20 protein-coding genes are annotated in these 26,119 nt (G+C 72.6%); 12 read left to right on the top strand and 8 right to left on the bottom strand.

Going from position 1 to position 26,119, the window contains the following annotated elements; genetic code table 11:
• The first annotated feature begins 94 nt into the window (after positions 1-94).
• A complete protein-coding gene (locus DEI97_RS15635) occupies positions 95-2,041 on the top strand; it encodes a LamG-like jellyroll fold domain-containing protein (RefSeq protein WP_220039170.1) in 1,947 nt (648 codons plus the stop codon).
• Positions 2,042-2,076: 35 nt separating this feature from the next.
• On the opposite strand, the gene DEI97_RS15630 is transcribed toward DEI97_RS15635, so the two are convergent.
• Positions 2,077-2,571 (bottom strand): GNAT family N-acetyltransferase, encoded by a 495-nt coding sequence (locus DEI97_RS15630; protein ID WP_111073881.1) that lies wholly within the window; start codon positions 2,569-2,571, stop codon positions 2,077-2,079.
• A gap of 137 nt (positions 2,572-2,708) precedes the next feature.
• Between DEI97_RS15630 and DEI97_RS15625 the strand changes: the two genes are divergently transcribed.
• From DEI97_RS15625 to DEI97_RS15615, 3 genes are read left to right on the top strand one after another with little or no spacing between them, the layout of a single operon-like run.
• Positions 2,709-4,184: a pyridoxal phosphate-dependent decarboxylase family protein gene (locus tag DEI97_RS15625; protein WP_502866653.1), complete on the top strand. Its 1,476-nt coding sequence runs from the start codon at positions 2,709-2,711 to the stop codon at positions 4,182-4,184.
• Positions 4,181-5,515, top strand: coding sequence for a lysine N(6)-hydroxylase/L-ornithine N(5)-oxygenase family protein (locus DEI97_RS15620; RefSeq protein ID WP_111073879.1), 1,335 nt, complete (start codon positions 4,181-4,183; stop codon positions 5,513-5,515). The genes DEI97_RS15625 and DEI97_RS15620 overlap by 4 nt, the downstream gene beginning before the upstream one ends.
• On the top strand, positions 5,512-7,836 hold the full coding sequence (locus DEI97_RS15615; protein ID WP_111073878.1) for a GNAT family N-acetyltransferase: 2,325 nt from the start codon (positions 5,512-5,514) through the stop codon (positions 7,834-7,836). The genes DEI97_RS15620 and DEI97_RS15615 overlap by 4 nt, the downstream gene beginning before the upstream one ends.
• Before the next feature lie 60 nt (positions 7,837-7,896).
• On the opposite strand, the gene DEI97_RS15610 is transcribed toward DEI97_RS15615, so the two are convergent.
• The 7 genes from DEI97_RS15610 to DEI97_RS15580 form a co-directional block, all read right to left on the bottom strand.
• Positions 7,897-8,532 carry a pyridoxine/pyridoxamine 5'-phosphate oxidase gene (locus DEI97_RS15610; RefSeq protein WP_111073877.1) on the bottom strand — a complete coding sequence of 212 codons (636 nt, stop codon included), beginning with the start codon at positions 8,530-8,532 and terminating at the stop codon, positions 7,897-7,899.
• A gap of 18 nt (positions 8,533-8,550) precedes the next feature.
• Positions 8,551-9,261: an NUDIX hydrolase gene (locus DEI97_RS15605; RefSeq protein WP_111073876.1), complete on the bottom strand. Its 711-nt coding sequence runs from the start codon at positions 9,259-9,261 to the stop codon at positions 8,551-8,553.
• Positions 9,258-10,859, bottom strand: a complete 1,602-nt coding sequence (locus tag DEI97_RS15600) for a nicotinate phosphoribosyltransferase (RefSeq protein ID WP_111073875.1) — start codon at positions 10,857-10,859, stop codon at positions 9,258-9,260. Before DEI97_RS15600 ends, DEI97_RS15605 begins: the two co-directional genes overlap by 4 nt.
• A complete protein-coding gene (locus tag DEI97_RS15595) occupies positions 10,856-11,731 on the bottom strand; it encodes a phosphoribosyltransferase family protein (RefSeq protein ID WP_111073874.1) in 876 nt (291 codons plus the stop codon). Before DEI97_RS15595 ends, DEI97_RS15600 begins: the two co-directional genes overlap by 4 nt.
• A 55-nt stretch (positions 11,732-11,786) precedes the next feature.
• Positions 11,787-12,632 carry an oxygenase MpaB family protein gene (locus DEI97_RS15590; RefSeq protein WP_181439147.1) on the bottom strand — a complete coding sequence of 282 codons (846 nt, stop codon included), beginning with the start codon at positions 12,630-12,632 and terminating at the stop codon, positions 11,787-11,789.
• Between the two features lie 56 nt (positions 12,633-12,688).
• The gene (locus DEI97_RS15585; RefSeq protein WP_111073872.1) at positions 12,689-12,994 is read right to left on the bottom strand and encodes a hypothetical protein; all 306 of its coding nucleotides are present in this window, start codon (positions 12,992-12,994) and stop codon (positions 12,689-12,691) included.
• A 347-nt stretch (positions 12,995-13,341) separates the two neighbouring features.
• Positions 13,342-14,973, bottom strand: a complete 1,632-nt coding sequence (locus DEI97_RS15580) for a RecQ family ATP-dependent DNA helicase (protein WP_111074188.1) — start codon at positions 14,971-14,973, stop codon at positions 13,342-13,344.
• A gap of 255 nt (positions 14,974-15,228) precedes the next feature.
• Here DEI97_RS15580 and sucC point away from each other — a divergent pair, with 255 nt between their 5' ends.
• The 8 genes from sucC to DEI97_RS15540 all read left to right on the top strand — a co-directional run bounded on the left by sucC (position 15,229) and on the right by DEI97_RS15540 (position 25,999).
• Entirely contained in the window at positions 15,229-16,398 is a 1,170-nt protein-coding gene (gene sucC, locus DEI97_RS15575) for an ADP-forming succinate--CoA ligase subunit beta (protein WP_111073871.1), read from the top strand.
• An 11-nt stretch (positions 16,399-16,409) separates the two neighbouring features.
• Entirely contained in the window at positions 16,410-17,297 is an 888-nt protein-coding gene (sucD, locus tag DEI97_RS15570; RefSeq protein ID WP_111073870.1) for a succinate--CoA ligase subunit alpha, read from the top strand.
• Between the two features lie 211 nt (positions 17,298-17,508).
• A complete protein-coding gene (locus tag DEI97_RS15565) occupies positions 17,509-19,719 on the top strand; it encodes a cell division protein PerM (RefSeq protein ID WP_111073869.1) in 2,211 nt (736 codons plus the stop codon).
• A 99-nt stretch (positions 19,720-19,818) separates the two neighbouring features.
• On the top strand, positions 19,819-20,511 hold the full coding sequence (locus DEI97_RS15560; RefSeq protein ID WP_111073868.1) for a hypothetical protein: 693 nt from the start codon (positions 19,819-19,821) through the stop codon (positions 20,509-20,511).
• A 186-nt stretch (positions 20,512-20,697) separates the two neighbouring features.
• Entirely contained in the window at positions 20,698-21,372 is a 675-nt protein-coding gene (locus DEI97_RS15555) for a hypothetical protein (protein ID WP_111073867.1), read from the top strand.
• A gap of 94 nt (positions 21,373-21,466) precedes the next feature.
• The gene (gene purN / locus DEI97_RS15550; RefSeq protein ID WP_111073866.1) at positions 21,467-22,060 is read left to right on the top strand and encodes a phosphoribosylglycinamide formyltransferase; all 594 of its coding nucleotides are present in this window, start codon (positions 21,467-21,469) and stop codon (positions 22,058-22,060) included.
• The gene (gene purH, locus DEI97_RS15545) at positions 22,057-23,706 is read left to right on the top strand and encodes a bifunctional phosphoribosylaminoimidazolecarboxamide formyltransferase/IMP cyclohydrolase (protein WP_111073865.1); all 1,650 of its coding nucleotides are present in this window, start codon (positions 22,057-22,059) and stop codon (positions 23,704-23,706) included. Before purN ends, purH begins: the two co-directional genes overlap by 4 nt.
• A gap of 466 nt (positions 23,707-24,172) precedes the next feature.
• The gene (locus tag DEI97_RS15540) at positions 24,173-25,999 is read left to right on the top strand and encodes an ABC transporter ATP-binding protein (RefSeq protein WP_111073864.1); all 1,827 of its coding nucleotides are present in this window, start codon (positions 24,173-24,175) and stop codon (positions 25,997-25,999) included.
• Positions 26,000-26,119: the final 120 nt, after the last annotated feature.

The following is a 26,119-nucleotide window of genomic DNA, read 5'->3' as shown; positions in this document are numbered from 1 at the left end:
CTCACCGGTCTCCACCGGACTGGCGGGTCCGGCTCGCCTGGCGTTCACCGGACGGCCCCGAGGTGTTCCCCGCCGGTGGCTACCGTCCGGGACTGTGCAGAACACTCCTCGTGACCCCGATCGCACCCCCGTCTCGCGCCGCGGCTTCCTCGTCGGCTCGGGCCTGGCCGGTGCCGCCGGCCTCGCCGCCGTCAACGGACTCGGCAGTGCGCCGGCCGTCGCAGAGCCCCTGACCGGTACTTCGCTGGCGGTACCCGGTGCGGCAGCGCACGCGGCGCAGTCGGTCGCATCCGCGGCGCACACCGGGCACACCGGGCGCTGGAAGCCGGACACCACGTCGCCCCGCTTCACCGTCGCGGTGATGCCGGACACGCAGTACATGTTCGACGGCGCCGCGGTGGACGAGGCGCCGATGCGTGCGTCGCTCGAGTACGTGGTCCGCGAGCAGTCCCGGCACAACACGGTGTTCCTCGTGCACCTCGGCGACCTGACGCAGAACGGTGCGGCGTCCGAGGTGCAGGCGGCCGGCTCGGTCTTCGACGTGCTCGACCGGGCGGGGGCGCCGTACAGCGTGCTCGCCGGCAACCACGACATCGACTCGTCGACGGACGACCAGCGTGGTCGGACGGCGTACCTGGACGTGTTCGGCCCGCAGCGGTTCCGACGCTCGTCCAGCTGGATCGGGTCGAGCCCGGACGGGTACAACAGCGCGCACCGGTTCACGGCGGGCGGCCGCGAGTGGGTCGTGCTGGCGCTGGACTGGCACACCAGCGCCGGCGGCCTCGCCTGGGCCAGCTCGGTGCTCGCCGCCCGACCGCACGCGCCGGTGATCCTCACGACCCACACGCTCGTCGACTCGGACCCGACCGGAGGTGCCGCGTTCGACGCCTACGGGCAGCAGCTCTGGGACGCCTTCATCGCGCAGCACGACCAGGTGTTCCTCACCCTCAACGGGCACTACTGGGGCCCGGGGCGCACCACGAAGCAGAACGCCGCCGGGCACGACGTCGCACTGCACCTGACGAACTACCAGAACCGCTACTACGGCGGCGCGGCCATGATCCGGCTGTACCACGTCGACCTGGAGCGGAACGTCATCGACGTCGAGACGCTGTCGCCGTTCCTGCTCGGCGGCGGACTCGACGACACGAACGAGCTGGCCGCGCAGGAGCTCCGACTCAGCGGCGACGTCGACCGGTTCACGATGGCCATCGACTTCGACGCACGGTTCGCGGGGTTCGCGCCGGTCGCACCACGGGCCTCCCGTCCGGCGGCACGCATGCTCGTGCCGGGGACGCTCGCGTACTGGCGGTTCGACGGCAACGCCGACGGCACGACGCTGGCGTCGTCCAGCCGGGTGCGCGACCAGAGCGGCCACGGGAACGACCTGGTGGTCGCCGCGCGGCCCGGCGCGGTCGCCGGCGCGCTGCGCTGGTCGACGGCACACCACCCTGACCAACCGGGCGCCGGCAGCCTGGTGCTGCAGGGCGGCAAGCCCGGCGGTCAGCACCTGCAGACCGTCGACGCCGCACCGCTCAACGCCGAACACTTCGCCCACGGGTACACGGTGGAGGCGTTCTTCTCACTGCCGACCACGTTCGACCCGAGCGCGAACGGGTTCAGCGCGCTGCTGTCCCAGTACTCGAGTGCGGGACAGGTCGGCAAGGCCCGGTCCGGCGACGGCGACCCGGACGAACCCGCGGTGACGCTCAGCCTGTCCGGCGATCGCGAGCTGCAGTGGTGCGTCTACCCGGCGAGCCAGGACGGGGCGCTCACGAACTGGGGCCACGAGCTGCCCCTCGGACAGTGGTGGCACGTCGCCGTGGTGAACGACCGGACCCACACCGTGCTGTACGTCGACGGGTGCCCCGTGGTGCGGAACCCGTCGACGCGGAACCGGGGGCTGAGCACCATCGGCAAGCCCTGGCTGCTCGGCGGGTACCGCTACGGCGGCGTGCTCGACCAGGTGTTCGTCGGCTCGATCGGGGACGTCCGGATCGTCGGTCGGGCGCTGGAGCCGCGGGAGTTCATGATCGCCTGAGACGGCAGCGGCAGCGGCAGCGCCTGGCGCCGGCGTCAGCGGACCATGCGGACCGCGACGAGGGCGTTGTCGCCGAGGTGCTCGGTCTTCGTCGCTCCGTCGCGCCGGAACCCGTTGCGCGCGTAGAACGCCTGGGCGCGGGGGTTGTCGTCCGCGACCCAGAGGTACGCCGGCACGTCGCCGAGCACCGCGTCGAGGAGCATCTGACCGGCTCCGGACCCGTAGGCGGCGGCCAGGACGTAGATGCCCTCGAGCTCACGGCTGCGGACGTGGTGCTCGTCGCGACCGGGACCCGCGGTCGCCCACCCCACGACGGTGCCGTCCTGCTCCGCGACCGCGACCGTGACGTCGGGGTCGGCCAGGACGCGCCGCCACCGGGTGGTCCGTGCGACGGGGTCGAGCGAGGCGAGGAACGCGGCGGGCAGCAGGTGGGCGTAGGCCTCACGCCACGCCTGCACATGCACGTCGGCGATCCCCGGGGCGTCCTGGTCGACGGCGGTGCGGACGGTGGTGCGTGGTGCGGCCGGCATGGTCCGACGCTACCGCCGCGCACCACCACCGTCGCACGCTGCTGTGGAGCGCTGCTGTCGAGCGCTCCTCGCGTCCGCCACGCCCGACCCCCTCGGACGGGTGACAAGGAGCAGAGGTAAGGTTAGCCTCACCTAACGTGACACCTCTCGACATGATCAGTCCCGACTCTGCCCAGCACTACCGGGAGGCCGTCGGTGCGACGGTCGACCGGCTCGCTGCCCGTATCGCCGCCGCCGACCTGCCGACCACGAGCACCCCGGCCGCCGAGCTGCACCGCCGCGTGCGGGCCATCGACCTCGACGCCCCGGCGATCGGCACCGACCGGGCACTCGCCGAACTCGACGAGCTCTTCGTGCAGGAAGCGGTGTGGTTCCACACCCCCGGCTACCTCGCGCACCTGAACTGCCCGGTCGCCCTGCCCGCGGTCGCCGCCGAGGCCGTCCTGGCCGCCGTCAACCCGTCGGTCGACACCTGGGACCAGTCCCGCATCGGCACCGACATCGAGCGGCACGTGGTCGACTGGCTCGCCGGGCGGATCGGCTTCGCGGCCGGGGACGGCGTCTTCACCTCGGGCGGGTCCCAGTCGAACCTGCAGGCACTGCTGCTGGCCCGCGAAGCAGCGACGGACCCGACGGGCACCGCGGCGACCGGCACCTCGGCCACCCTCGACACCCTCGCCCTCTTCGCCACCGCCGAGACCCACTTCAGCGTCAAGAAGTCCGCCCGGCTGCTCGGCCTGCCCGACGCCGCCGTGGTCGACGTCCGCACCGACCCCGCCGGTCGGATGCTCCCCGCAGCACTGGCGCAGGCGATCGCCGACGCCCGTGCCGCCGGCCGCACCCCGATGGCCGTCGTCGCGACCGCCGGCACGACCGACCGCGGCGTCATCGACCCGCTCGCCCCGATCGCCGACGTCTGCGACCTCGAGGGCGTCTGGCTGCACGTCGACGCCGCCTACGGGTGCGGCCTGCTCGTCTCGCCGACCCGGCGGCACCTGCTCGACGGCATCGAGCGTGCCCGGAGCGTCACGGCGGACCTGCACAAGTCCTTCTTCCAGCCGGTGTCGTCGAGCGTGCTCGTCGTGCGGGACCCGGCGGACCTGCGCCGCGCCTCCTGGCATGCCGACTACCTGAACCCGGAGGACGCGGCCGAACCGAACCAGGTCGACAAGTCGCTGCAGACCACGCGTCGGTTCGACGCCCTGAAGCTCTGGGCGACGCTCCGGGCCTCGGGTGCGGACGCGATCGGCACCGCGTTCGACGCCGTCATCGACCTGGCCGAGGCGACCCACGCGCTGGTACAGGCGCACCCGGACCTGGAGCTCGTCGCGCCGACGCAGCTGAGCACCGTGCTGTTCCGGTGGCAGCCGGCCGGCGTGACCGACGACGAGGCCGATGCGATGGTGGCGCCGCTCCGGGCCGCGCTGCTGGCGGAGGGACGGGTGCTCATCGCCAAGACCGTGATCGCGGGACGGCCGTGCAACAAGCTCACGCTGCTCAACCCGGCGACGACCCTCGAGCAGGTGCAGGCGTCGCTCGACCACGTCGTCGCGACCGCCGAGGGCCTCCGCCGAGCGACGACCCCCACCACGACGATCGGAGCGAACCGATGAGCACCCCGACCGCCCCCGACCACGTGCACGACGTCATCGGGATCGGCATCGGCCCGTTCAACCTGGGCCTCGCGTGCCTCACCGACCCGCTCGACGACGTGGACGCCGTGTTCCTCGACGTCGCCGACGGCTTCGCCTGGCACCACGGCATGATGCTCGACGGCGCGACCATCCAGGTGCCGTTCCTCGCCGACCTCGTGACGATGGCGGACCCGACCTCGCCGTTCTCGTTCCTGGCGTGGCTCAAGGAGACCGGGCGCCTGTACCCCTTCTACATCCGCGAGGACTTCCACCCCCTGCGCTCCGAGTACGACGCCTACTGCCGGTGGGCCGCGGACCGGCTCGACACCCTGCGCTGGGGTCGCCGGGTGACCGCGGTCGAGCACGACCCCGCGACGGACCTGTTCACGGTGTCCGCCGAGACCGCCACCGGCACCGAAGTCCGTCGGGCGCGCCACGTCGTCGTCGGCGTCGGCACCGAGCCGTCCGTGCCCCCGGCCCTCCGCGACCTGGCCGGACCGGTGGTGCACTCCGCCGACTACCTGCCGAACCGCGACGCGCTCCGGAGCGCCGGGTCGGTCGCCGTGATCGGCAGCGGGCAGTCGGCGGCCGAGGTGTACCTGGACCTGCTCGAGGGGCTGCGCGACGGCGGGTACCGGCTCGACTGGGTCACCCGGTCGCCGCGGTTCTTCACGATGGAGGACACCAAGCTCACGCTCGAGATGACGAGTCCGGAGTACACGGACCACTTCCACGCCCTGCCCGAGTCCGTCCGTGACCGCCTGGGTCGCGAGCAGCGGAGCCTGTACAAGGGGATCAGCACGGACCTGGTCAGCGAGGTCTACGACACCCTCTACCGGATCAGCGCCCGGGGCCCGGTGCCGACGACCCTCCGCACCGAGACGAGCGTGACCGACGCGGTCTGGGACGCCGATCGTGGCACGTACCGCCTGACGCTCCGGCACGAGCAGCTCGGCGAGACGTACGAGCACGAGGTCGACCGGGTCGTCCTGGCCACCGGGTACACCCCGCGTCCGCCGCGCTTCCTCGACCCGGTCGAGCACCTGGTGCAGCGTGACTCGCGAGGCCGGCTCGCCGTCGCCCGCGACCACCACGTCGACACCCTCGGCGGCCGCATCTGGGTCCAGAACGCCGAGGAGCACACGCACGGCCTGACCGCGCCGGACCTCGGCATGGGCGCGTGGCGGAACGCCTCGATCATCCGGTCCGTGACGGGGCGCGAGGTCTACGGCCTGGAGGCCCGGATCGCCTTCCAGGAGTTCGGCCTGCCCGCCTCGGTGCGGGCCGGGCACGAGGCGGCGTCCGCATGAGCGCGGACGTGACCCCGGGCCTCCTGTCCGTCGAACCGGTGGACCCGGACCGGGACGCCGCCCTGGTGCAGTCCTGGCTGGCACACCCGGCGTCGTCGTGGTGGGGCATGCAGCAGGCCGACGTGGCGGAGGTGCGCCGGTACCTCCGGGCGGTGCGTGCGGACCCGGCGCAGGACGGTTGGCTGGTCGTCCGCGACGGACACCCGTGCGCGTACGCCGAGACGTACGACCCGGCGCTCGTGCTGCTCACGGACGTCTGGCCGGCACGGTCCGGCGACGTCGGCATGCACCTGCTCGTCGCACCGCCGCCCGCGGACGGCCGGGTGCTCGGCCTGACCAGCGCGGTGATGCGGACCGTCGTCGAGCACTGCGGGGACGCCCTCGGTGCCCGTCGGGTGGTCGTCGAACCCGACGTCCGGAACGCGGCCGTGCAGGCGAAGAACGCCGAGGTGGGGTTCCGGGTGCTGCGGGAGGTCGACGTCGACGGCAAGCGGGCACTGCTCTCGGTCCTGGACACCGAGCGGATCGGGCAGCCGGACGACGACGGTCCCGCCGCGCACCTGCGACCCGAGCACCTGGCGGTCGCCGAACGGCACCTCGTCGCCAAGGCCATCGCCGAGTTCACCCACGAACGGCTCGTCACGCCCCGGCCGGACGGGGACGGCTGGCTGCTCGACACCGGTGCCTCGCAGTACCGGTTCCGCGCTCGACGGCACGCGCTCGAGCACTGGTCGATCGACGAGGCATCGCTCACCCGCACGGCCGGACCGGACGGGCCGCCGGTCCCGCTCGATGCGCAGGACCTGGTCCTGGAACTCCGGGACGTCCTCGGGATCCCGGACGCCCTGATCGGCACCTACCTGGAGGAGGTCGCGTCCACCCTCGCCAGTGCCGCCGCGAAGCACCGCCGCGGGGGTCCGTCCGCCGCACAGCTCGCCCGCGGACGGCGCGACGGGGACGTCGTCGCCGGGTTCCAGGGCGTCGAGGCAGCGATGACCGAGGGCCACCCGGCGTTCGTCGCCGCGAACGGCCGCATCGGGTTCGGCCTCGACGAGTACCGCGCCTACGCCCCGGAGTCCGGCGGACGCTTCCGCTACCGGTGGCTCGCCGCCCGTCGCGAGCACACGCACCTGGCGCTCGCCGCGGACCGCACCGAGGCCGAGCACTGGGCGGCCGAGCTCGACCCGGCGACCGTCGAGCGCTTCCGGCAGACGCTGCGCCGCCGCGCCCTCGACCCGGACGAGTACGTCTGGTTGCCCGTGCACCCGTGGCAGTGGCAGCACCGGATCGCGGTGACGTTCGCGCCGGACCTCGGACGGCAGGACCTGGTCGACCTCGGCGAGGGGCCGGACACGTACCAGCCGCAGCAGTCCATCCGCACGGCGTTCAACCGGTCCCGGCCCGAGCGCTCGTACGTCAAGACGGCGTTGGCGGTGCAGAACATGGGGTTCCTCCGCGGGATGTCGCCGGCGTACATGCGCTCGACCCCGGCCGTGAACGACTGGGTCGCCGAGCTCGTCGCCGACGACCCCACCCTGCGCGCGGCCGGCTTCCGGGTGCTCCGGGAGCACGCGGCCATCGGGTACACCGGCGACGCGTACCACCGGGTCGACGTGACGTCTCCGCAGCGGAAGATGCTCGCCGCGCTCTGGCGGGAGAGCCCGGTACCGCGGACCGAGCCGGGGGAACGCCTGCTCACGATGGCGGCGCTGCTGCACCGGGACGCCGACGGGCACGCGGTGGCGTCGGAGCTCGTCCGTGCCTCCGGCCTCGAGCCCGCCGAGTGGGTCCGCCGCTACCTCGACGCGTACCTCCGGCCGGTGGTGCACTGCCTGACCGTGCACGACCTGGCGTTCATGCCGCACGGCGAGAACCTGGTGCTCGTCGTCCGCGACGCGGTGGTGACGGGCGCGTTCATGAAGGACATCGGGGAGGAGGTCGCGGTCCTCGGCGTGCACGACGACCGCCCGGTGCCCGAGTCGATCGGGCGGATCGTGCACCCGGTGGACGACGACGAGGCGGCGCTCGCCGTCCACACCGACGTGTTCGACGGGGTGCTGCGGTTCCTCGCCGCGGTGCTCGACGACGACGGGGTGCTGCCGGAGTCGGCGTTCTGGGAGCTCGTCAGTGCGTGCATCGACCGGCACGCGGCGGAGCACCCGGACCGACGGCGACCGCTGGACCTCCGCGCGCCGTCGTTCGCGCACTCGTGCCTGAACCGGCTGCAGCTACGGAACACCCTGACGATGGTCGACCTGGCGGACCAGTCGTCGTCGTTGATCCGGGCGGGGGAGATGCCGAACCCGATCGGGCGCGGCTGACGCGGCCAGGCTGGGCCCGGTGACCCCGCCCGGCCGGGCGGGGTCACCGGGCTCGGGTCGTCACGGCTGGAGCCGCGTCGACGTCCAGGTGCCGTCGGCGTGCACGTACTGCAGGCGGCGGTGCATCCGGTCGCGGCTGCCGTGCCAGAACTCGACCGTGTCGGGCTCCAGGCGCCAGGCGTCCCACAGCGGCGGCCGGGGCACGTCGTCGTCGGACTCCGCGAGCAGCTCGTTGGCGTCGTCGATGAGGTCCTGCAGCGTCCGCGGTTCGAGCACGGCGGACTGGTCGGCGATCGCGGTGGCGGCGCGGGACTTCGGCGAGCGGTCAGCGAACAGGGCGTCGGACTCCTCGTCGGAGAGTCGCACGACCCGACCCTCGAACCGGAGCTGCTGCATCGTCTCGCGCCAGTAGACCTGCAGTGCGGCGTGCGGGTTCTCGGCGAGCTGGCGGCCCTTGGGGCTCTCGGCCGAGGTGCCGAACACCAGGCCGCGGTCCTCGATCCGCTTGACGTCGACGGTCCGGGCGCTGACCCGGCCGTCGGCGCCGGCGGTCGCGAGGGTCATCGACATCGGCTCGGACACCTCGTGGTCACCGGCCTGGTCGAGCCAGAGCCGCGCGAGGTCGAGCGGCGAGGCCGGAGGAGCGTCGAACTCGGGCAGGTGCAGGGACTCGTCCCCGGACAGCGAAGCAGACATGCCCCCACTCAACCGCGCTCAGTCCGTCCACGTCCAGGCTGCCGGGGGACGACCCGCCCGCCCGGTGCCGGTCCGCGTCACCGGCACGGCCGAGGGGTCGAGCCGGGTCAGTGCCGGGTTCGTGCGGAGCGCCCGGTTGAGGTTGCCCGCGTCCGGCGTCACACCGGTCAGGGCGACCACGAGCCGTGCGGCGTCCGGTGTGGTGAACCGCTCGCCGAGCAGCGCCCGGGTGAGCGGTGTGTCCGACCAGAGCCGGGTCCGGGCGTGGTCGAGCGCCGCGGCGATGATCCGGTCGTGGTCGAACGGCAGCCCGAGCGGCAGGTCCGTCGCGTCGTGCCACCGCACGGCGTCGTCCACCCGGGTCGCCCCGGCGGTCACGGCCAGGAACGCGACGCTGATCGCGGCGCTCCGCGGGTCGCGCTCGGGGCCGTCGAACGCCCCGACCTGGGCGAGGTGCCGGACCGCCGCCGCGTCCACCCCGGTCTTGGTCCGCAGGGCGCGTCGCGCACCGTCGGCGAGGAGTTCCGGACCGTCCAGCAGGACGCCGGGCAGGGCCTCCCGTCCGACGAACGGTTCGTGCAGCCGGCGGGCGGTGGCGACCCGGAGACCGCCCGGCCCCGCTGTGTCACCGGCGCCGGCAACGGCACCCGCGCCGTCGAACGCGACCAGGACGACGTCCACGGCGATCAGTGGCTGGTCGCGGACCGCCGCCGGGGCGGCCCCGGTCACGCGGTCGCCGCCACCGGGTCGGTGTCGGTGCCGGCGGCAGCCGCGCGGCGGGCGGCACGGTCGGCCCGTTCACGACGGAGGGTCTCGCGGACGTCCGCGAAGGACTGGAGGACCGTGAACCGCCCGTCGACCCACACCGGCTGGAGCAGGCTGGTCGCCTCGTCCTCCGGCGTGGCCTGGTCGGTCTGCCGGATCTCGCCGGTCGCGTCGCGGTGCAGGGCGATGCGGCCCTTCGCGCTCTTCTTGCCGCTGCCGGTCTTCGGGTCCTTCTGGATGTCGACCGGCTCGCCGTCCACCAGGGCCCACGTCGCCTTGACCGCGCTGCCGAGGTTGTCGCGGGTCATGAACTGGTACGTGTACGACCCGATGCCGAGCACCACGTTGTCGCTGGCGTAGCCCTTCGCGGCGAGGCGCTCGTAGATGCGGCGGGCTCGGTCGAGGGTGATGCTGTCGCCGTAGATGACGCCGATGTGCTGGTCGAGGACCTTGTAGCCGCGCTCGTTGACGGTGTGGCCGAACAGCTCGTCGAGCAGTTCCACGACGCCCTTCTGCTCGTCGCTGCGGTCGGCGGCGGAGAGCTCGGCCTCGTCGACGCCGTGCACGGTGCCGGTGACGATGTCGACCGGGTCGCCGGAGTCGGGGCGGATGACGAGCTTGCCGTCGCGGGCCATGATGCGGTCCTTGAGCTGCGGCAGCACCTCGGTGAGCACCTTGAACAGGTCGAAGCCGTCGCTGACCGCCGACACGACCCCGGTCGGGTACACGTCGAGGATCTGCCGGAAGGTCTCGAGCTCGCCGTCGGCACCGCGGACGCACATCACGCTGTGCTCGGTCGCCGGGACGCTCGCCGCCACCCAACCGTTGTCGCCGGGGTAGTAGCGGGCGATGTGGTCGAGCGACGGCATCGAGTCGGTGCCGAGGAACGAGAGCAGGTGTCCGGCGCCGGACGCGGCAGCGGACTCGATGCTGGTCTGCCCGCGGAACGAGAAGTCGTGGGCGGCGAAGTCGATGCTCGCCGGGTCCGCCCCGGTGCGTTCGGCCCACTCCTCCATCAGGTCGCGGTACTCGAGCGCCTTCGTGGCGACGGTGGACGGGTGCCAGATCGACGCCGACAGGGCGGTCTCGATGTAGTTCGGCAGCCAGGAGAACGCGTCGACGGTGTTCTCGACGGTCAGGGTCGCGACGCCGATCGGGGCGAGGGTGCCCTCCGGCAAGGCGCGGATCTCGAGGGGAAGGTAGCCGAGGCGGTGCAGGGCGCGGACGTGGTCGCTGCCGATGGTGTTCGGGCCGAAGTAGCCCTCGAGTGCCTGCTCGAACAGGTCGCAGACCAGGTCCTCGTCGGCGGCGAAGAACGGCGCCCACGCCTCGACCAGGTACCGCTGGATGAAGGCCTGCAGCCCGAAGACGACCGCGTGCGTCGACTCCGGCATGTGTGCGTTCGACCGGTTCGTCCAGTTGATGAGGATCCGCGTGGTGCCCTCGGGGTAGAGCTGCCGGTGCGAGTGCTTGTAGCCGTCGACGGCCAGGAGCGGGGCGATCGGGCTGGCGGTGGTGATCCGCGGCTCGAGGCCGGTGGTGGTCGGGGTCGTGTTCGTCATCGGATCTCCTCGGTGAGGTACGGGGTCAGGGGGACGGTGCGCAGGCCCTCGATGGCGTTCTGCGCGGGGTACGAGTCGGTGGTGACGATCTCGCCGAAGTGGTCGGCGAGCTGAGCGGCCCGGCCGGAGAACACGCCGTGCGAGACCCAGAGGCCCAGGCGCTCCTTCGGCAGTCCGGTGCTGCCCGCGAGGCCCATGAAGGTGCCGCCGCCGTCGCAGATGTCGTCGACGACGAGGAACCGACCGGTGTCGGGCAGCGGCTCGCAGGTGAAGCCGTCGAGCTTGCCGGTGTCCGGGTTGCGGTGCTTCTCGGCGCGGTACACCGGCAGCCCGCAGGCGTCGGCGGCCGCGGTGGCCCGGGCGACCGCGCCGGCGTCCGGGGCGATGATGCCCTGGTAGGCCTGCTCGGTGCCGGGTGCGCCGACCACCTCGTCGCGGACGATGCGGGCACTCGCCACGACGGTCAGGTCCTCGATCAGACCGACGATGACCGGCGAGTGCGGGTCGAACGCGATCACCTGGTCGATGTGGAAGCCGTTCACGATGTCCGCGTAGACCTTCGCACCGAACGGCAGGCCGCGGTCCTGGCGGGCGCCGGGCAGGTACGGCACGAGGGCGACGGAGCGGGAGCCACGCTGTCGGACGGCGTCGGCCCACATGCCGAGCATGACGAGGTCGTCGCCGCTCGTGCCGCGGAGGGTCGCGACCTCGACGAGGTCCGTCGCCGGGATCTGGGTGGCGGCGGCGTCCGCCGACTCGTCGGGACCGGCCGCGACCTTGACGTGTGCCTCACCCGCGGGGAACCGCATGGTGGTGAACGTCGGGGTGGTCGGCTGGCCGGAGCGGGTCCGGGTGCTGAGTTCGACTGCCATGACCCGACCGTAGCACTGTTCTTGTCGCTGTGACAAGAAACTGGTCGGATCGGGTTCAGGCCGCGGCGTACCGCCGGGCGGTCCGGTGCATGGCACGGAGGAGCAGCGGCCCCGGCAGACGAAGCAACGCCCCGGGCAGGACGGCACGGAGCAGCCGGAGCCCCGTCACGGTCCGGCGGAAGCGCCGGACCTCCCGCGGGCCCCACGGGAAGCCGTACTGCGTCCGGACCGGCGCCGGCAGCATCCCCACCGTGACGACCCGGACGACCGGCATCACGGCGCGGACCCAGACCGGTGCGTGCCGCGGGTGCAGCAGGTCGCGCACCACACCGCGGGCGTCGTCGGTGACCCGGAGCTGCGCCAGCGTCGACACCCAGTACCGCTCGAAGGCCGCCATCGAGTCCGGCCACCGCTCCGCCGGCACCCGCAGCGCGGTCGCGATCGGCGCGTACGCCCGGAGGACGTCCTCGGCCCGCTCGTCGTCGACCGGGCTGCCGAGCAGGCGGTGCGTCCGGAGCGCGGAGTCGACGAGCGTGGCCGCGACCCAGAGCTGCCGGTCCGGGTCGTCGGCGCCGGTCACCGGTCGGTGCGCGTGCGTCACGAACGACGCCGCGACGGCAGCGTCCTCGGGCGTCCCGACCACGACGGCGTAGACGTACATCAGGGTGTGCGCCAGGCGCTGCTGCGGTCGGCGCGCGAAGTCCGAGTGGCGCCGCACCCCGGCGGCCACCACCGGGTCCGCGATCTGCAGCAGGATCGCCCGGCCGCCGGCCGCGACGGGCGTGCTGTCGGCGAGGAACCGGCGGAGCGCCGGGTCGCGGTCGCCATGGGGGTGACCCGGGGACGGACGGGAGGCCCGGCGCACGTCGCGCGCCGAGCCTCCCGTCCGTCGGTCGGTCACGGTCGGTGCTCCGATCGGCCGGTGTCGTCGGATCGGCTCTGCTTCGTCCGATCCGCTCAGAGCGGCTTCGTGCCCAGGTCGCCACCGAGGTCGGGACGGTCGTCGCCGTGCTCCCACATGTCCGGCGACCCCTCGTTCGGTGCGCCACCGGTGGGGCCGTCGTCGGTGCCGTCGCCGAGCTGCGGCTCGACGGTCTCGCCGGCGACGGCGTCGTTCGTCACGGTCTCGAGTGCCTCTTCGGCGTCGTCGGCCTCGAAGCCGCCGACGTACTCGCGGTCGACGTCGTCGGCGCGGCCCTCGTCGTCGGAGTCGCTGACGCCGTCGCTGAACGCGTCGCCTGGGGTGGTTCCGGGGTCGGACATGGTCGCTCCTGTCGGTCGTCGTGGTGGTGCGTGGTGGGCGGTCCCGCGATGTGCGGCGTGGACCTTCCCACCGCTCCTTGGTACCCGGGTGCCGGTGGGAGTGCGCGCGGAGCCCGGGGGACGTGCCGGGTGGCGGCGGGCCGTGGAGCGCACAGCCGAGCGCCGGCGCTGCCGATCGTGGCCGGTTCGCGCGCCGTTCACCCGGTGGTCACCGACGGGTCACCCTCCCGGTGTCTACTGCACGTGCTCGGGGGAGTGGAGCGCGGTCGCCGACGGGTGGTCGAGCGACCGCGCCTTCCCCCACCAGACCCGCCGGAATCGCGCCCGGACGCGCTCGCGGAGTCGGTTCAGACCCGCTCGAGCAGGTGCCGTTCGGTGACGTCCTGCAGGGCGAGCGTGCGGTAGCCGGCGGACTCGAAGAACACCGTCAGCCGGTCGTCCTCGGTGCTCATCACGGTGCCGCGACCCCACTCGGCGTGCTCGACCGGCGCGTCCGGCGGCCACTCGGTGTCGTGCGACCCGTCGGCGCCGTGGGCGTCCGCGTCGGTGGCGGTGCCGGCGGAGCAGGTGTCGCAGTTGCCGCACGGCTCGGGCAGTTCGTCGCCGAAGTAGCCGAGCAGGAACTGCCGACGACAGCCGGTCGTCTCGGCGAAGCGCCGCATCATCTCGATGCGGGACTCCTCGACGCACTCCCGTTCCTTCGCGTGCCGCTTGGCGAGCTCGGCCGCGGCGACGGCGTCGGCGGGGCCGTCCGGGGCGCGACGCAGGCCGTCACGATCGTCGATCAACGCGCCGGCGTCCACCAGCGTGTTCACCACGCGGCCGGCGGTGCGGGCGGCGAGCCCGGCCCGCTCGGCGACCTCGGAGCGGGCGAGCGTGCCGGCGGCGGGCACCGCGTCGAACACCGCGCGGAGCGACGCCGGACGGGGCGACCCGGACGCGAAGAACCGGCGGAGCCCGAGGTCCTCGGACCGGTAGTGCAGCGTGGCGAGTCCGACGTCGCCGTCCCGACCGGCCCGGCCGACCTCCTGGTAGTAGGCGTCGACGGACTCGGGCACGTCGGCGTGCACGACGAAGCGGACGTCGGGCTTGTCGATGCCCATGCCGAACGCACTCGTGGCGACGACGACGTCCAGTTCGCCGTCCAGGAACTCGTGGTGCACGTGCTCCCGGTCCCGCACCCGGAGACCCGCGTGGTACGCCTTCGCACGACGGCCGCTCTCGACGAGTTCGTCCGCGTAGACGAGGGTCTCGGCCCGGGTGGCGACGTAGACGATGCCCGCGCCCTCGAGCCCCACGACCTGCTCGACGACCGCCTCGCGCTTCGCCACCTCGTCGGTGTGGCGCTGCACCTCGAAACGCAGGTTCGGCCGGTCGAACCCGGTGGCCACGACGAGCGGGTCGCGCATGCCGAGCCGCTCGACGATCTCGGTGCGGACCGGGGTCGAACCGGTCGCGGTCATCGCCAGGACCGGCGGGCGGCCGAGGCGTTCGACGACCTCCCCGAGGACCAGGTAGTCCGGGCGGAAGTCGTGGCCCCAGCTGGAGACGCAGTGCGCCTCGTCGACCGTGACCAGGGCGACGCCGGCTTCGCGCAGCCGGTCCACGACCTCGTCCTTGGCGAGCTGCTCCGGTGCGAGGAAGACGTAGCGGGCCTCACCGGACGCGACGGCCTGCCACGCGTCGTCGAGCTCCCGGTGCGCCCGGGTGGCGTTGATGGTCACGGCACGCGGTGCGTCCGGGTGGTCCTCGATGCCGACGACCTGGTCCTCCTGCAGGGCCACGAGCGGCGAGACCACGACGACGGGGCCGTCGAGGGCGAGGGCGGCGACCTGGTAGATCGCGGACTTGCCCGAGCCGGTCGGCATCAGGGCGATGGCGTCGCGTCCGGCGAGGACCGCGTCGACCACGGTCTCCTGGGCGTCGCGGAGTTCCCAACCGAAGACGTCGGCGGCACGGGTACGGAGTTCGTTCTGCACCTGATCGACCGTGCCCGCGCTGCGCTGGCGGGCCGTTCGGGGACTGCGCACCGCGGACGAGCGACCTGTACCCCGGTCGTCCCGGCGGTCGTCCCGGCGGTTCTCCACAGGTTGCCGGCGGCGGAACCGTCCGTCCACCTGCCGGCGCTAGGCTCGGACGCGGCCGTTGTCTCGACATCGAGCGACCCTCGATGGAGAGTGCTGCGACCCGATGACCGATGCCGATCGCACGAACCGTGCGGGAAGAAGAACAGCGTGGATCTTTTCGAGTACCAGGCCAGGGACCTCTTCGAGTCCTACGGCGTCCCTGTGCTGCAGGGCATCATCGCCGACACCCCAGAGCAGGCGAAGGCCGCAGCCGAGCAGATCGGCGGCGTGGTCGTCGTCAAGGCGCAGGTGAAGGTCGGCGGCCGCGGCAAGGCGGGCGGCGTCAAGGTCGCGAAGACCCCGGACGAGGCGTTCGCGCACGCGCAGGCGATCCTCGGCCTCGACATCAAGGGCCACACCGTCCAGCGTGTGATGGTCGCCCAGGGTGCCGACATCGCCGAGGAGTTCTACTTCTCGGTGCTGCTCGACCGGGCCAACCGCTCGTACCTGTCGCTCGTCAGTGTCGAGGGCGGCATGGAGATCGAGCAGCTCGCGGTCGAGAAGCCCGAGGCGCTCGCCCGGGTCGAGGTCAACCCGCTGACCGGCATCAACCAGGAGGCGGGCGAGGCGATCGCGCGCCAGGCCGGGTTCCCGGACGAACTCGTCGAGCAGGTCGCCGGCGTCTTCGTGAAGCTCTACGACGTCTTCGCTGGCGAGGACGCCACCCTGGTCGAGGTCAACCCCCTCGTCCGCACCGGCGACGGCCAGATCCTCGCGCTCGACGGCAAGGTCACGCTCGACGAGAACGCCGACTTCCGCCACGAGGGGCACGGGGCACTCGAGGACACCGCGAGCGAGGACCCGCTCGAGGCCAAGGCGAAGGCCCACGGCCTGAACTACGTCAAGCTCGACGGCCAGGTCGGCGTCATCGGCAACGGTGCCGGGCTCGTCATGTCGACGCTCGACGTCGTCGCCTACGCCGGTGAGCGCCACGGCGGCGTGAAGCCCGCCAACTTCCTCGACATCGGCGGCGGCGCCTCGGCAGAGGTCATGGCCAACGGCCTCGACGTCATCCTCGGCGACCCGCAGGTGAAGAGCGTCTTCGTGAACGTCTTCGGCGGCATCACCGCCTGCGACGCCGTCGCGAACGGCATCGTCGCCGCACTGGGCATCCTCGGCGACGCGGCCACCAAGCCGCTCGTCGTCCGCCTGGACGGCAACAACGTGGAAGAGGGCCGACGGATCCTGGCGGAGGCAGCACACCCGCTGGTCACCGTCGCCGCGACCATGGACGACGCGGCCGAGAAGGCCGCCGAACTCGCCGCCGCAGCGGCCTGAAGGGACTGACCATGTCGATCTTCCTCAACAAGGACTCCAAGGTCATCGTCCAGGGCATCACGGGCGGTGAGGGCACGAAGCACACCGCCCTCATGCTCAAGGCCGGCACGCAGGTCGTCGGCGGTGTCAACGCCCGCAAGGCCGGCACCACCGTGACCCACGGCGACGTCGAGCTGCCCGTCTTCGGCTCGGTGCGTGAAGCCATCGACACCACCGGTGCCGACGTCTCGATCGTCTTCGTCCCGCCGGCGTTCGCGAAGGACGCCGTGATGGAGGCCATCGACGCCGAGATCCCCCTCGTCGTCGTCATCACCGAGGGCATCCCGGTGCAGGACTCCGCCGAGTTCTGGGCACACGCCAAGGCCCTCGGCGCGAAGACCCGGATCATCGGCCCGAACTGCCCGGGCATCATCACCCCGGGGGAGTCGCTCGTCGGCATCACCCCGGCGACGATCACCGGCAAGGGCCCGATCGGTCTCGTGTCGAAGTCCGGCACGCTGACCTACCAGATGATGTACGAGCTGCGTGACCTGGGCTTCTCGACCGCCATCGGCATCGGCGGCGACCCGGTCATCGGGACGACGCACATCGACGCGCTCGCCGCGTTCGAGGCGGACCCCGAGACCGAGGCCATCGTGATGATCGGTGAGATCGGTGGCGACGCCGAAGAGCGTGCCGCCGACTACATCAAGGCGCACGTCACGAAGCCGGTCGTCGGCTACGTCGCGGGCTTCACCGCGCCGGAGGGCAAGACGATGGGCCACGCCGGCGCGATCGTCTCCGGTTCCGCCGGCACGGCCGAGGCAAAGAAGCAGGCGCTCGAGGCCGCGGGCGTCAAGGTCGGCAAGACCCCGTCCGAGACCGCGGCGCTGCTGCGCGAGGTCGTCGCGGCGAAGTAGTCGCAGGCCCCCACGGACAGGAGGCGCGGTGCCGGCTGGCACCGCGCCTCCCGTCGTTCCGTCGGCGGGTCTCCGTCGGCCGCGCCGTGCACAACACCGGTGTTCGTCGATCGCGCCGCGTCCGGACGCGATGTGACCGACGAACACCGGTGTTCCGCCGGAGCCGCGCGGCACCGGCCGGCGCGGAGGTGGCGGCCGTATCCTCGCTGCGATGAACCGCCTGGGAACCGCTCTGCTCGCCGTGATCGAAGCGATCGTGACGGTCGGCGTCGGCGTGGGCATCGCACTCGTCCCGCTCACCCTGCTGTGGGCGTTCGAGTACGGGCTGCAGGTGGACTGGAACGTGTTCTGGACCGCTGCCGGCAACGTCTGGCTGATCGGGCACGGCGTCGACGTGTCGTTCAGCCTCGGCGCCGCCGCCGCGAAGGCGACCGGGTTGTCCGGAGCCTCCGCGCCGATCGGGGTGAGCCTCGCCGCCCTCGGGTTCGCCGTCGTCACCGCCTGGCTCGGGGCCCGTGCCGGACGCCGGTTCGCCGAGACCGAGCACCGGGTGACCGGGATCCTGGTCGGCACCGCCGCCGTCGCCGTCCTCGGGCTCCTGGTCGCACTGAGCTCCACCACCGCGGCCACCCACCCCACCACCTGGCAGGCCGTCGTCTCCCCGGCACTCTGGTTCGGGATCCCCGCTGTGGTCTCCGCCGAGGTCTGCCGCCGCCGCCGAGGCCTCGCTGCCGACCCGGTCACCGCACGGGTCGTCGCCCTGGTGGACCGGATCCCCGACGTGTGGCGGGTCGTCGTCGGGTTCGGCCTGCGCGCCGGAACGGTCGCGACCGCGTGCGTCGTGGCGGTCGCCGCGGTGCTCGTCGGCCTGGTGCTGCTGGTGTCCTTCGCCGAGGTCATCACCCTCTACGAGCGCTCGCACGCCGGGCTGGTCGGCGGCTTCACCCTGACCGTCGGGCAGCTCGCGTTCATCCCCGACTTCGTAGCCTGGGCCACCGCCTGGCTGGTCGGGCCGGGCTTCGCCATCGGCGCCGGTTCGGCTGTGTCGCCGATCGGGACAGCCCTCGGTCCGGTGCCAGCGATCCCCGTCCTCGGAGCGCTGCCCACCTCCGGGCACACGTTCGGCCTGGTCTGGATCCTGGTCCCCGTCGTCGCGGGCTTCGCGGTGGGCGGGCTGATGCGGCCGCGTCTGGTGCGGTTGCTCGGCACGGCGGATTCCGCGCTGTACCGGGCCCTCGGCGGTGTTGCGACCGGACTCGTCGCCGGCATCGTCATCGGCGGGCTCGCCTGGCTGTCCTCGGGGTCCGTCGGACCCGGGCGTCTCGCCGAGGTCGGGCCGCACGCCTGGTCGGTCGGGGCCTTCGCGGCGCTCGAGATCGGCCTGCCCGCCGTCGTCGCCCTCGCGATCGGCAGCGACCTGGTGCGTCTGCCGGAGCGGTCGTGGATCGGGGAGCGGTGGCACGAGACCGAGGACGACCTCGCCGCCGCCGACGCGACCACGGAGGGCGGCTCGTTGATCGCCGCGCTCGAGTCCGCCGGAGCCGGGCGGACCACCGAGGTGCACCGCTTCTCGGTCGACGAGCAGCACGACGCCGTGACGACCGCGCACGCGGGGACCGACCACGATCGGCGTGTGTCGGGGGCCCCGGAGCGCGCCGCGACCGCCCGTGCTGCCGAGACTGCCCGATCCGCCGAGACCGGCCGAGCCGCCGAGACTGCCGCATCCTCCGAGACCGGCCGGGCCGCCGAGACTGCCCGCGCCGGCGAGCCGATGGCGACCCCGCCGGCGTCCGACCCCGTCCAGCCCGCCGTGACCGACGTCGACCTGCCCGACTGGGCCCGGACCGACGCCGTCGCGGCCGAGCGCCTGCCGGACCGGTCGGCAGCTCAGGCGGACCAGGACACCCACGCGCCGGGTGCCCACGGTCTGGGCGCGAGGGCTGGCGACGCCGTCGGCAACGTCCGGGCACGGCTCCGCGCAGCGGCGTCCGGTGCCCGGGACCGCGCGGGTGACCTCCGCGACCGTGCTGGCGGGCTCCGCGACCGTGCTGGCGGGCTCCGCGACCGGGCGGACGACCTGCGTCACCATGCCGGTGGGGCCGGTGGGGCCGGTGGGGCCAGTGGCACCGACGGTGCCGGCACTGCCGGCACTGCCGGCACTGCCGGCCGCCCGGCGGACCGCTCGTCCGTCGCGGCCGCAGCGGGTCCTGCGGAGCTGCGGGAGACGCCTCCCGTCCCACGGACCGACGAGCAGCCGGCGTTCCCCTGGAGCACCGAGGAGTTCGTCGCCGGGCGCGACGACGTCGACCCGGAGCCGCCCGCACGACCCGCGCGACGAGCAACCCCCTGGGACACGACGGACCAGATCCCGGAGGACGAGCTGCCCTGGTGGCGGAAGCCGAAGGGTGACGACCCCGCCTGAGGTCGACGGCAAACATCACATACCGGATGTTGTCAGCGCTGTTCTGGAGGATCGCCTCGGCTCGCTCCGAGTCGTTCCCCTCGCAGAACAGGACATCCCATGAACCGATCCCGACTCCTGGTCGCCGGCGCCACCGCGCTCGTCGGCGCCGGCCTGGTGCTCGCACCCGTCGCCGCGCAGGCCGCTCCCGTCACCACCGCCTCGTCCTCCACGCCCGGGCAGCCCGGCCAGCCCGGGCAGCCCGGGGCGGAGACGACCTCGCCGGTCACCAACGTGACGGTCCGCCACTTCCCGGAGTACGTCATCCTCGACGTCGACGTCGACCGGGTCACCGACCTGGAGGTGCTCCGCAACGGCGAGGCCTTCGACGCGCCCAGCACCTCGGACTGGCAGTCGCCGAGCCGACCCGGGCACTTCGTGGTGAAGGGCGTCGGCCTCGACGAGGAGGACCTCGGCATCTCGACGGCTGGCGGCGCTCCGGTCTACCCGGTGCACGTCGACTTCGGTCAGGCAGCCGTGCCGCAGGCCATCGACAAGACGAGTGAACGACAGCTCGAGCGGATCGCCGCTCAGGTGGAGGCCGGACGCTTCGACCACGTGCTCCCGTTCCAGGCGCTGCCCGGTGCGACGGTCTCCGTCACGACCAACGGCGTGACGACGACCGCCGTCGCCGATCGGTACGGCAAGGCGGAGGTCCCGGTGCGCTACCACGCCGGATCGAACCCGCAGTCGTCGTTCCAGACGTTCAACGGCAAGACCTCGTTCCCGGACGCCATCACCTGGGAGTTCTGAGCGGACGCCTGGGCAGCGACGGACCGTACCGGGTCCGGCGCTGCCCAGCTCAGGTCGCCCTCCTGGCCTCCGTCCCGTAGCCGCTGACCACCGCTTGGACATGACATTCCAGATGTTGTCAGCGCTGTTCTGGAGGATCTCCTCGGCTCGATCCGAGTCGTTCCCCTCGTAGAACAGGACATCCTCATGAACCGATCCCGACTCCTGGTCGCCGGCGCCACCGCGCTCGTCGGCGCTGGCCTGGTGCTCGCACCCGTCGCCGCGCAGGCCGCTCCCGTCACCACCGCCTCGTCCTCCACGCCCGGCCAACCCGGGGCGGAGACGACCTCGCCGGTCACCAACGTGACGGTGGTGCCCAACCCGCGGTCCGTCCTGATCGTGGTGGACGTGGACCGGGTCACGAACCTGAAGCTCGTGCAGGACGGCCAGGTCGTGGACGCCGTGATCTCGTCCGACTGGTCCTCGCCGAGCCGTCCCGGGCGGTTCCTGGTGAAGGGGACCGGCCTCGACGCGGAGGACTTCGGCATCACGACGACCGGCGGCGCCCCGGTCGTCCCGGTGCACGTCGACTTCGGCCAGGCAGCCGTGCCGCAGGCCATCGAGCAGACGACCGAACGACAGATCGACCGCATCGTCCGTGACGTCCGCGCCGGTCGCTTCGACCACGTGCTCGAGTACGAGGCCCTGCCGGGTGCGACGGTCTCCGTCACGACCAACGGCGTGACGACCACCGCCGTCGCCGACCGGTACGGCAGGGCCGACGTGCCGGTGCGGTTCCGCCCGGGAGTCAACCCGCAGTCTGCGGTCCAGACGTTCAACGGCAAGACGTCGTTCCCCGACACGGGCAACTGGCAGTTCTGAGCAGACGCCCGGGCAGCGCCGGACCGCTCCAGGTCCGGCGCTGCCCGTCCTCGAGGAACGCAGCGCAGCACGCCGCCCCGCTAGGCTTGTCCCCGTGCTCGAACTGGTCGTCCTGATCTCCGGTACCGGGTCGAACCTCCGAGCCCTGCTCGAGGCGACCCGCGATGCCGAGTACCCCGCCCGCGTCGTCGCGATCGGGGCGGACCGCGACGCCGAGGGCCTGCAGCTCGGCGAGGAGTACTCGATCCCGACCTTCACGGTCCCCTTCACCCGCTACGCCACCCGCGCCGAGTGGGGTGCGGCGCTCGCCGAGCAGATCCGCCAGTGGACGCCGGACCTCCTGGTCCTCTCCGGGCTGATGCGTCTGCTGCCGCCCGCCGTCGTCGCCGAGTTCGGCCCGTCGGTGATCAACACCCACCCCGCGTACCTGCCGGAGTTCCCCGGAGCGCACGGCGTCCGGGACGCCCTGGCCGCCGGCGTCACCGAGACCGGCGCGAGCGTCATCGCGGTCGACGACGGCGTCGACAGCGGTCCGATCCTGGCGCAGGAGCGGATCCCGGTCCTGCCCGGCGACACCGAGTCGACCCTGCACGACCGCATCAAGCCCGTCGAACGCCGGCTGCTCATCCAGACCGTCCTCGACATCGCCAACGGACACATCGACCTGAAGGGCACCACCCCCGCATGAGCGTGCACGCCGCCGACCCCAGCCTGTACCGCGACCGGGACGTCGTGCCCGTGCGTCGAGCCCTCGTCTCGGTCAGCGACAAGTCGGGGCTGCTCGAGCTCGCCGGCGCCCTCGCCGACAGTGGTGTCGAACTCGTCTCGACCGGTTCGACCGCGCAGACCATCCGCGACGCCGGGTACGCCGTCACGGACGTCGCGAGCGTCACGGGCTTCCCGGAGTCGCTCGACGGGCGCGTGAAGACCCTGCACCCGGCCGTGCACGCGGGCCTCCTCGCCGACCTGCGGCTCGAGTCGCACGAGCAGCAGCTCGCCGACCTCGGCATCGCCCCGTTCGAGCTCGTCGTGGTGAACCTGTACCCGTTCGTCGAGACGGTCGCGTCGGGCGCGGACACCGCCACCGTGGTCGAGAACGTCGACATCGGCGGCCCGGCGATGGTCCGTGCGTCGGCGAAGAACCACCCGAACGTCGCGATCGTGGTGTCGCCGTCGTCCTACGCCGAGGTCGTCGAGGCCGTCCGCGCGGGCGGCACGACGCTCGAGCTGCGCAAGCGTCTCGCCGCGCAGGCCTTCGGCCACACGGCGGCGTACGACACCGCGGTGGCCAGCTACTTCGCGTCCGAGGTCGTCGCCGCGTCGGCCCCGTCCGACTCGTCCGCTCCGTCCGCGGGCGCCGGCCAGGAGGCCCCCAGCGCGTTCCCGACGCACCTCTCGTTCTCCGCCGACCACGCCACGACGCTCCGCTACGGCGAGAACGCCCACCAGTCCGCCGCGCTCTACACGAGCGCGGACGGCACCGGGATCGCCCAGGCGACGCAGCTGCACGGCAAGGAGATGTCGTACAACAACTACGTCGACGCGGACGCCGCCGTCCGTGCCGCGTACGACTTCACCGAGCCGGCCGTCGCGATCATCAAGCACGCCAACCCCTGCGGCATCGCGGTCGCGGCTCCCGACGCCGGCGACCCGATCGCCTCGGCGCACGCCGCAGCCCACGCGTGCGACCCGCTCTCCGCGTTCGGCGGGGTCATCGCGGCGAACCGTACGGTCACCCGCGGCATGGCCGAGACGGTCGCCGACATCTTCACCGAGGTCGTCGTCGCCCCCGCCTTCGACCCGGAGGCGCTCGAGGTCCTGTCCCGCAAGAAGAACATCCGCCTGCTGACGCTGCCGAGCGACTTCGCCCTGGCCGAGCAGGAGATCAAGCAGATCTCCGGCGGGTTCCTGGTGCAGGACGCCGACCGCTTCACCACGTTCGACCAGTCGAGCTGGACGCTGGTCTCCGGCGAGCCCGCCGACGAGCAGACCCTGGCGGACCTGGCGTTCGCGTGGAAGGCCAGCCGTGCGGTGAAGTCGAACGCGATCCTGCTGGCGAACCAGGGCGCGAGCGTCGGGGTCGGCATGGGGCAGGTCAACCGGGTCGACTCGTGCCACCTCGCCGTGAACCGGGCCGGGGACCGCGCTGCCGGTTCGGTCGCGGCGTCGGATGCGTTCTTCCCGTTCGCCGACGGCCTGCAGGTGCTGCTCGACGCGGGTGTCCGTGCGGTCGCCCAGCCCGGTGGCAGTGTCCGCGACGACGAGGTCATCCAGGCGGCGACGGCGGCCGGTGTGACGATGTACTTCACGGGCGAGCGCCACTTCTTCCATTGAGTCCCGTCCGACCCGGCGGCGACCGGCACCGAACCTGCACGTGTTCCTGGTTGCGCCCTGGGAGTCCGTGCCGATAGTCTGCAAGGCTCCGCGACCTCATCGCTGACGACTTCTCAGGTCGGCAGCACCGCGGGCACGACGGTGACGACGACGAGACTGGAGTGACGATGGACACGACGACCGGCACCACCGCAACGGCTGCCCGGACACGATCGACGTCCACCGGCACGGCCGCTCCCGGCGTACCGACACCGCCGTCCGCCTAGGCGCACGACCGGCCCCACCCGCCCCACGGGCGACGCCGTACCAGCGGCGTCGACGCAACCCGAGGGTCTCCGCGTCCCCCGCGGCGGACCCCGAGCGGGCACCGGGCCGACCAGACCACGCAACGCACCCCGGGCCTCCCGTCCGGTCAGCCGCAACCTGACCGCACCGGCGCCCGTACGAAGCACGAGGACGCACACGCATGTCCCAGGTACCCCACCGGGAACCGGCGCCGACACCGGCGCGCCCATCCACCGCCCGCGCCATCGCGCGCATCTGGCCCTACGTCAAGCCGTACCGATGGCGGCTGTTCGGCGGGATGCTGGCAGCGCTCGGCGCCTCCGTCGTCGCGCTCGTCATCCCCTACGTGCTGCAGGCACTCGTCGACGGACCGCTCGCGTCCGGTGACGGCAGCCGCATCTGGCCCGCCGGCCTCGGCGTGCTGGCGCTCGGCATCCTCGAGGCGTTCTTCATCGCCTCCCGCCGGAAGATGGTCATGCGACCGTCGACCCGCATCGAGGCGAGCATGCGCAACGCGCTGTACGCCAAGCTGCAGGACCTGCCCGTCGCGTTCCACGACCGCTGGGAGTCCGGGCAGCTGCTGTCCCGCTCGGTGTCCGACCTGTCGCTGATCCGCCGCTGGTTGGCCTTCGGCATCGTGCTGCTGGTCGTCAACGTCGTCACGATCGTCATCGGCTTCGGCGTGCTGTTCACCTTCGGCTGGCAGCTCGGGCTGATCTTCCTGGTCGCCTCGATCCCGGTCTGGGTGAACAGCGTCCTGTTCGAGCGGAAGTACTCCATCGTCGCGCGCCGCAGCCAGGACCAGGTCGGCGACCTCGCCACCAGCGTCGAGCAGTCGGTGCACGGCATCCGCGTGCTCAAGGCGTTCGGCCGTGGTCGGTACAAGCTCGACGAGTTCGCCGAGCAGGCCGAGCAGCTGCGCGGCACCGAGATCGAGAAGGCGAAGGCGATCGCGGCGATCTGGTTCTGGCTGCTGCTCGTGCCGGACGTGGCGTTCGCACTCTGTCTGCTCGCCGGCATCTGGCTCGCCAGCCAGGGGGAGCTGAGCGTCGGCCAGCTGTTCGCGTTCTTCGCGACGGCGACGGTCCTGCGCTTCCCGATCGAGTCGATCGGGTTCTTCCTGTCGATGACCTTCGACACCCGCACCGCCGTCGACCGGTTCTTCGAGGTCATGGACTCCGAGAACACGATCACCGACCCGGCATCGCCGAAGACGATCACCGAACCGCGTGGTGCGCTGTCGTTCAACGCGACGCACTTCCGCTACCAGGACTCCCCGCCGCAGTTCCCCGACCTGGTGAACGGCGTCGAGCTGCAGCTCCGACCGGGCGAGACGATGGCGCTGGTCGGGCTCACCGGTTCCGGCAAGACGACGCTGCTCTCGCTCGTCCCGCGGCTGTACGACGTGACCGGGGGATCGGTGACGATCGACGGCGTCGACGTCCGCGACCTCACCCGCGCCGAACTCCGTCGGCACGTCGGCGTCGCGTTCGAGGACGCCACGCTGTTCTCGTCCAGCGTCCGCGACAACGTCCTGCTCGGCCGGCCGGACCTGTCCGGTGCCGAGGCCGACCGGGTGATGCGTGAGGCGCTCGACATCGCCCAGGCGTCCTTCGTCGACGACCTGCCGGACGGCGTCGACACCCGCGTCGGTGAAGAGGGACTGTCCCTCTCCGGCGGCCAGCGGCAGCGTCTGGCACTGGCCCGGGCGATCGCCGCGCGGCCGAGCGTGCTCGTGCTCGACGACCCGCTGTCCGCGCTCGACGTCGACACCGAGGCGCGCGTCGAGGCCGGCCTCCGCCGGGTCCTCGCCGAGACGACCTCGCTCATCGTCGCCCACCGTCCGTCCACCGTGACCCTCGCCGACCGCGTGGCACTCATGGAGAACGGCCGTGTCACCGCCGTCGGCACCCACTCGGAGCTGATGGCCACCAACGAGCACTACCGCTTCGTCATCTCGTCGCTCGACGACGACGACGCCGAGGACCGAGAGGAGGCGATGGCATGAGCAACGAGACCGACCACGACCGGCCCGTGACCGTCGACCAGGAGCCTGGGCCCACGCGGCCCGGTACCGACGCGTCGCGGAGCTTGCGGAGCGACGTGGCGGCCGAGGCCGTGGGGGGAG

It is taken from the genome of Curtobacterium sp. MCLR17_032 (assembly GCF_003234795.2).
In the GTDB taxonomy this organism is placed as follows: domain Bacteria; phylum Actinomycetota; class Actinomycetes; order Actinomycetales; family Microbacteriaceae; genus Curtobacterium.
The sequence above is the reverse complement of the archived record's forward strand: the minus strand, read 5'-3'. Positions and strand labels throughout refer to the sequence as shown.

Excerpts from the sequence above, each read along its gene's own strand:
- DEI97_RS15630 (WP_111073881.1), bottom strand. The coding sequence starts at position 2,571 with ATGCCGGCCGCACCACGCACCACCGTCCGCACCGCCGTCGACCAGGAC.
- DEI97_RS15620 (WP_111073879.1), top strand. The coding sequence starts at position 4,181 with ATGAGCACCCCGACCGCCCCCGACCACGTGCACGACGTCATCGGGATC.
- DEI97_RS15615 (WP_111073878.1), top strand. The coding sequence starts at position 5,512 with ATGAGCGCGGACGTGACCCCGGGCCTCCTGTCCGTCGAACCGGTGGAC.
- DEI97_RS15610 (WP_111073877.1), bottom strand. The coding sequence starts at position 8,532 with ATGTCTGCTTCGCTGTCCGGGGACGAGTCCCTGCACCTGCCCGAGTTC.
- DEI97_RS15600 (WP_111073875.1), bottom strand. The coding sequence starts at position 10,859 with ATGACGAACACGACCCCGACCACCACCGGCCTCGAGCCGCGGATCACC.
- DEI97_RS15595 (WP_111073874.1), bottom strand. The coding sequence starts at position 11,731 with ATGGCAGTCGAACTCAGCACCCGGACCCGCTCCGGCCAGCCGACCACC.
- DEI97_RS15585 (WP_111073872.1), bottom strand. The coding sequence starts at position 12,994 with ATGTCCGACCCCGGAACCACCCCAGGCGACGCGTTCAGCGACGGCGTC.
- sucD (WP_111073870.1), top strand. The coding sequence starts at position 16,410 with ATGTCGATCTTCCTCAACAAGGACTCCAAGGTCATCGTCCAGGGCATC.
- DEI97_RS15565 (WP_111073869.1), top strand. The coding sequence starts at position 17,509 with ATGAACCGCCTGGGAACCGCTCTGCTCGCCGTGATCGAAGCGATCGTG.
- DEI97_RS15560 (WP_111073868.1), top strand. The coding sequence starts at position 19,819 with ATGAACCGATCCCGACTCCTGGTCGCCGGCGCCACCGCGCTCGTCGGC.
- DEI97_RS15555 (WP_111073867.1), top strand. The coding sequence starts at position 20,698 with ATGAACCGATCCCGACTCCTGGTCGCCGGCGCCACCGCGCTCGTCGGC.
- purH (WP_111073865.1), top strand. The coding sequence starts at position 22,057 with ATGAGCGTGCACGCCGCCGACCCCAGCCTGTACCGCGACCGGGACGTC.
- DEI97_RS15540 (WP_111073864.1), top strand. The coding sequence starts at position 24,173 with ATGTCCCAGGTACCCCACCGGGAACCGGCGCCGACACCGGCGCGCCCA.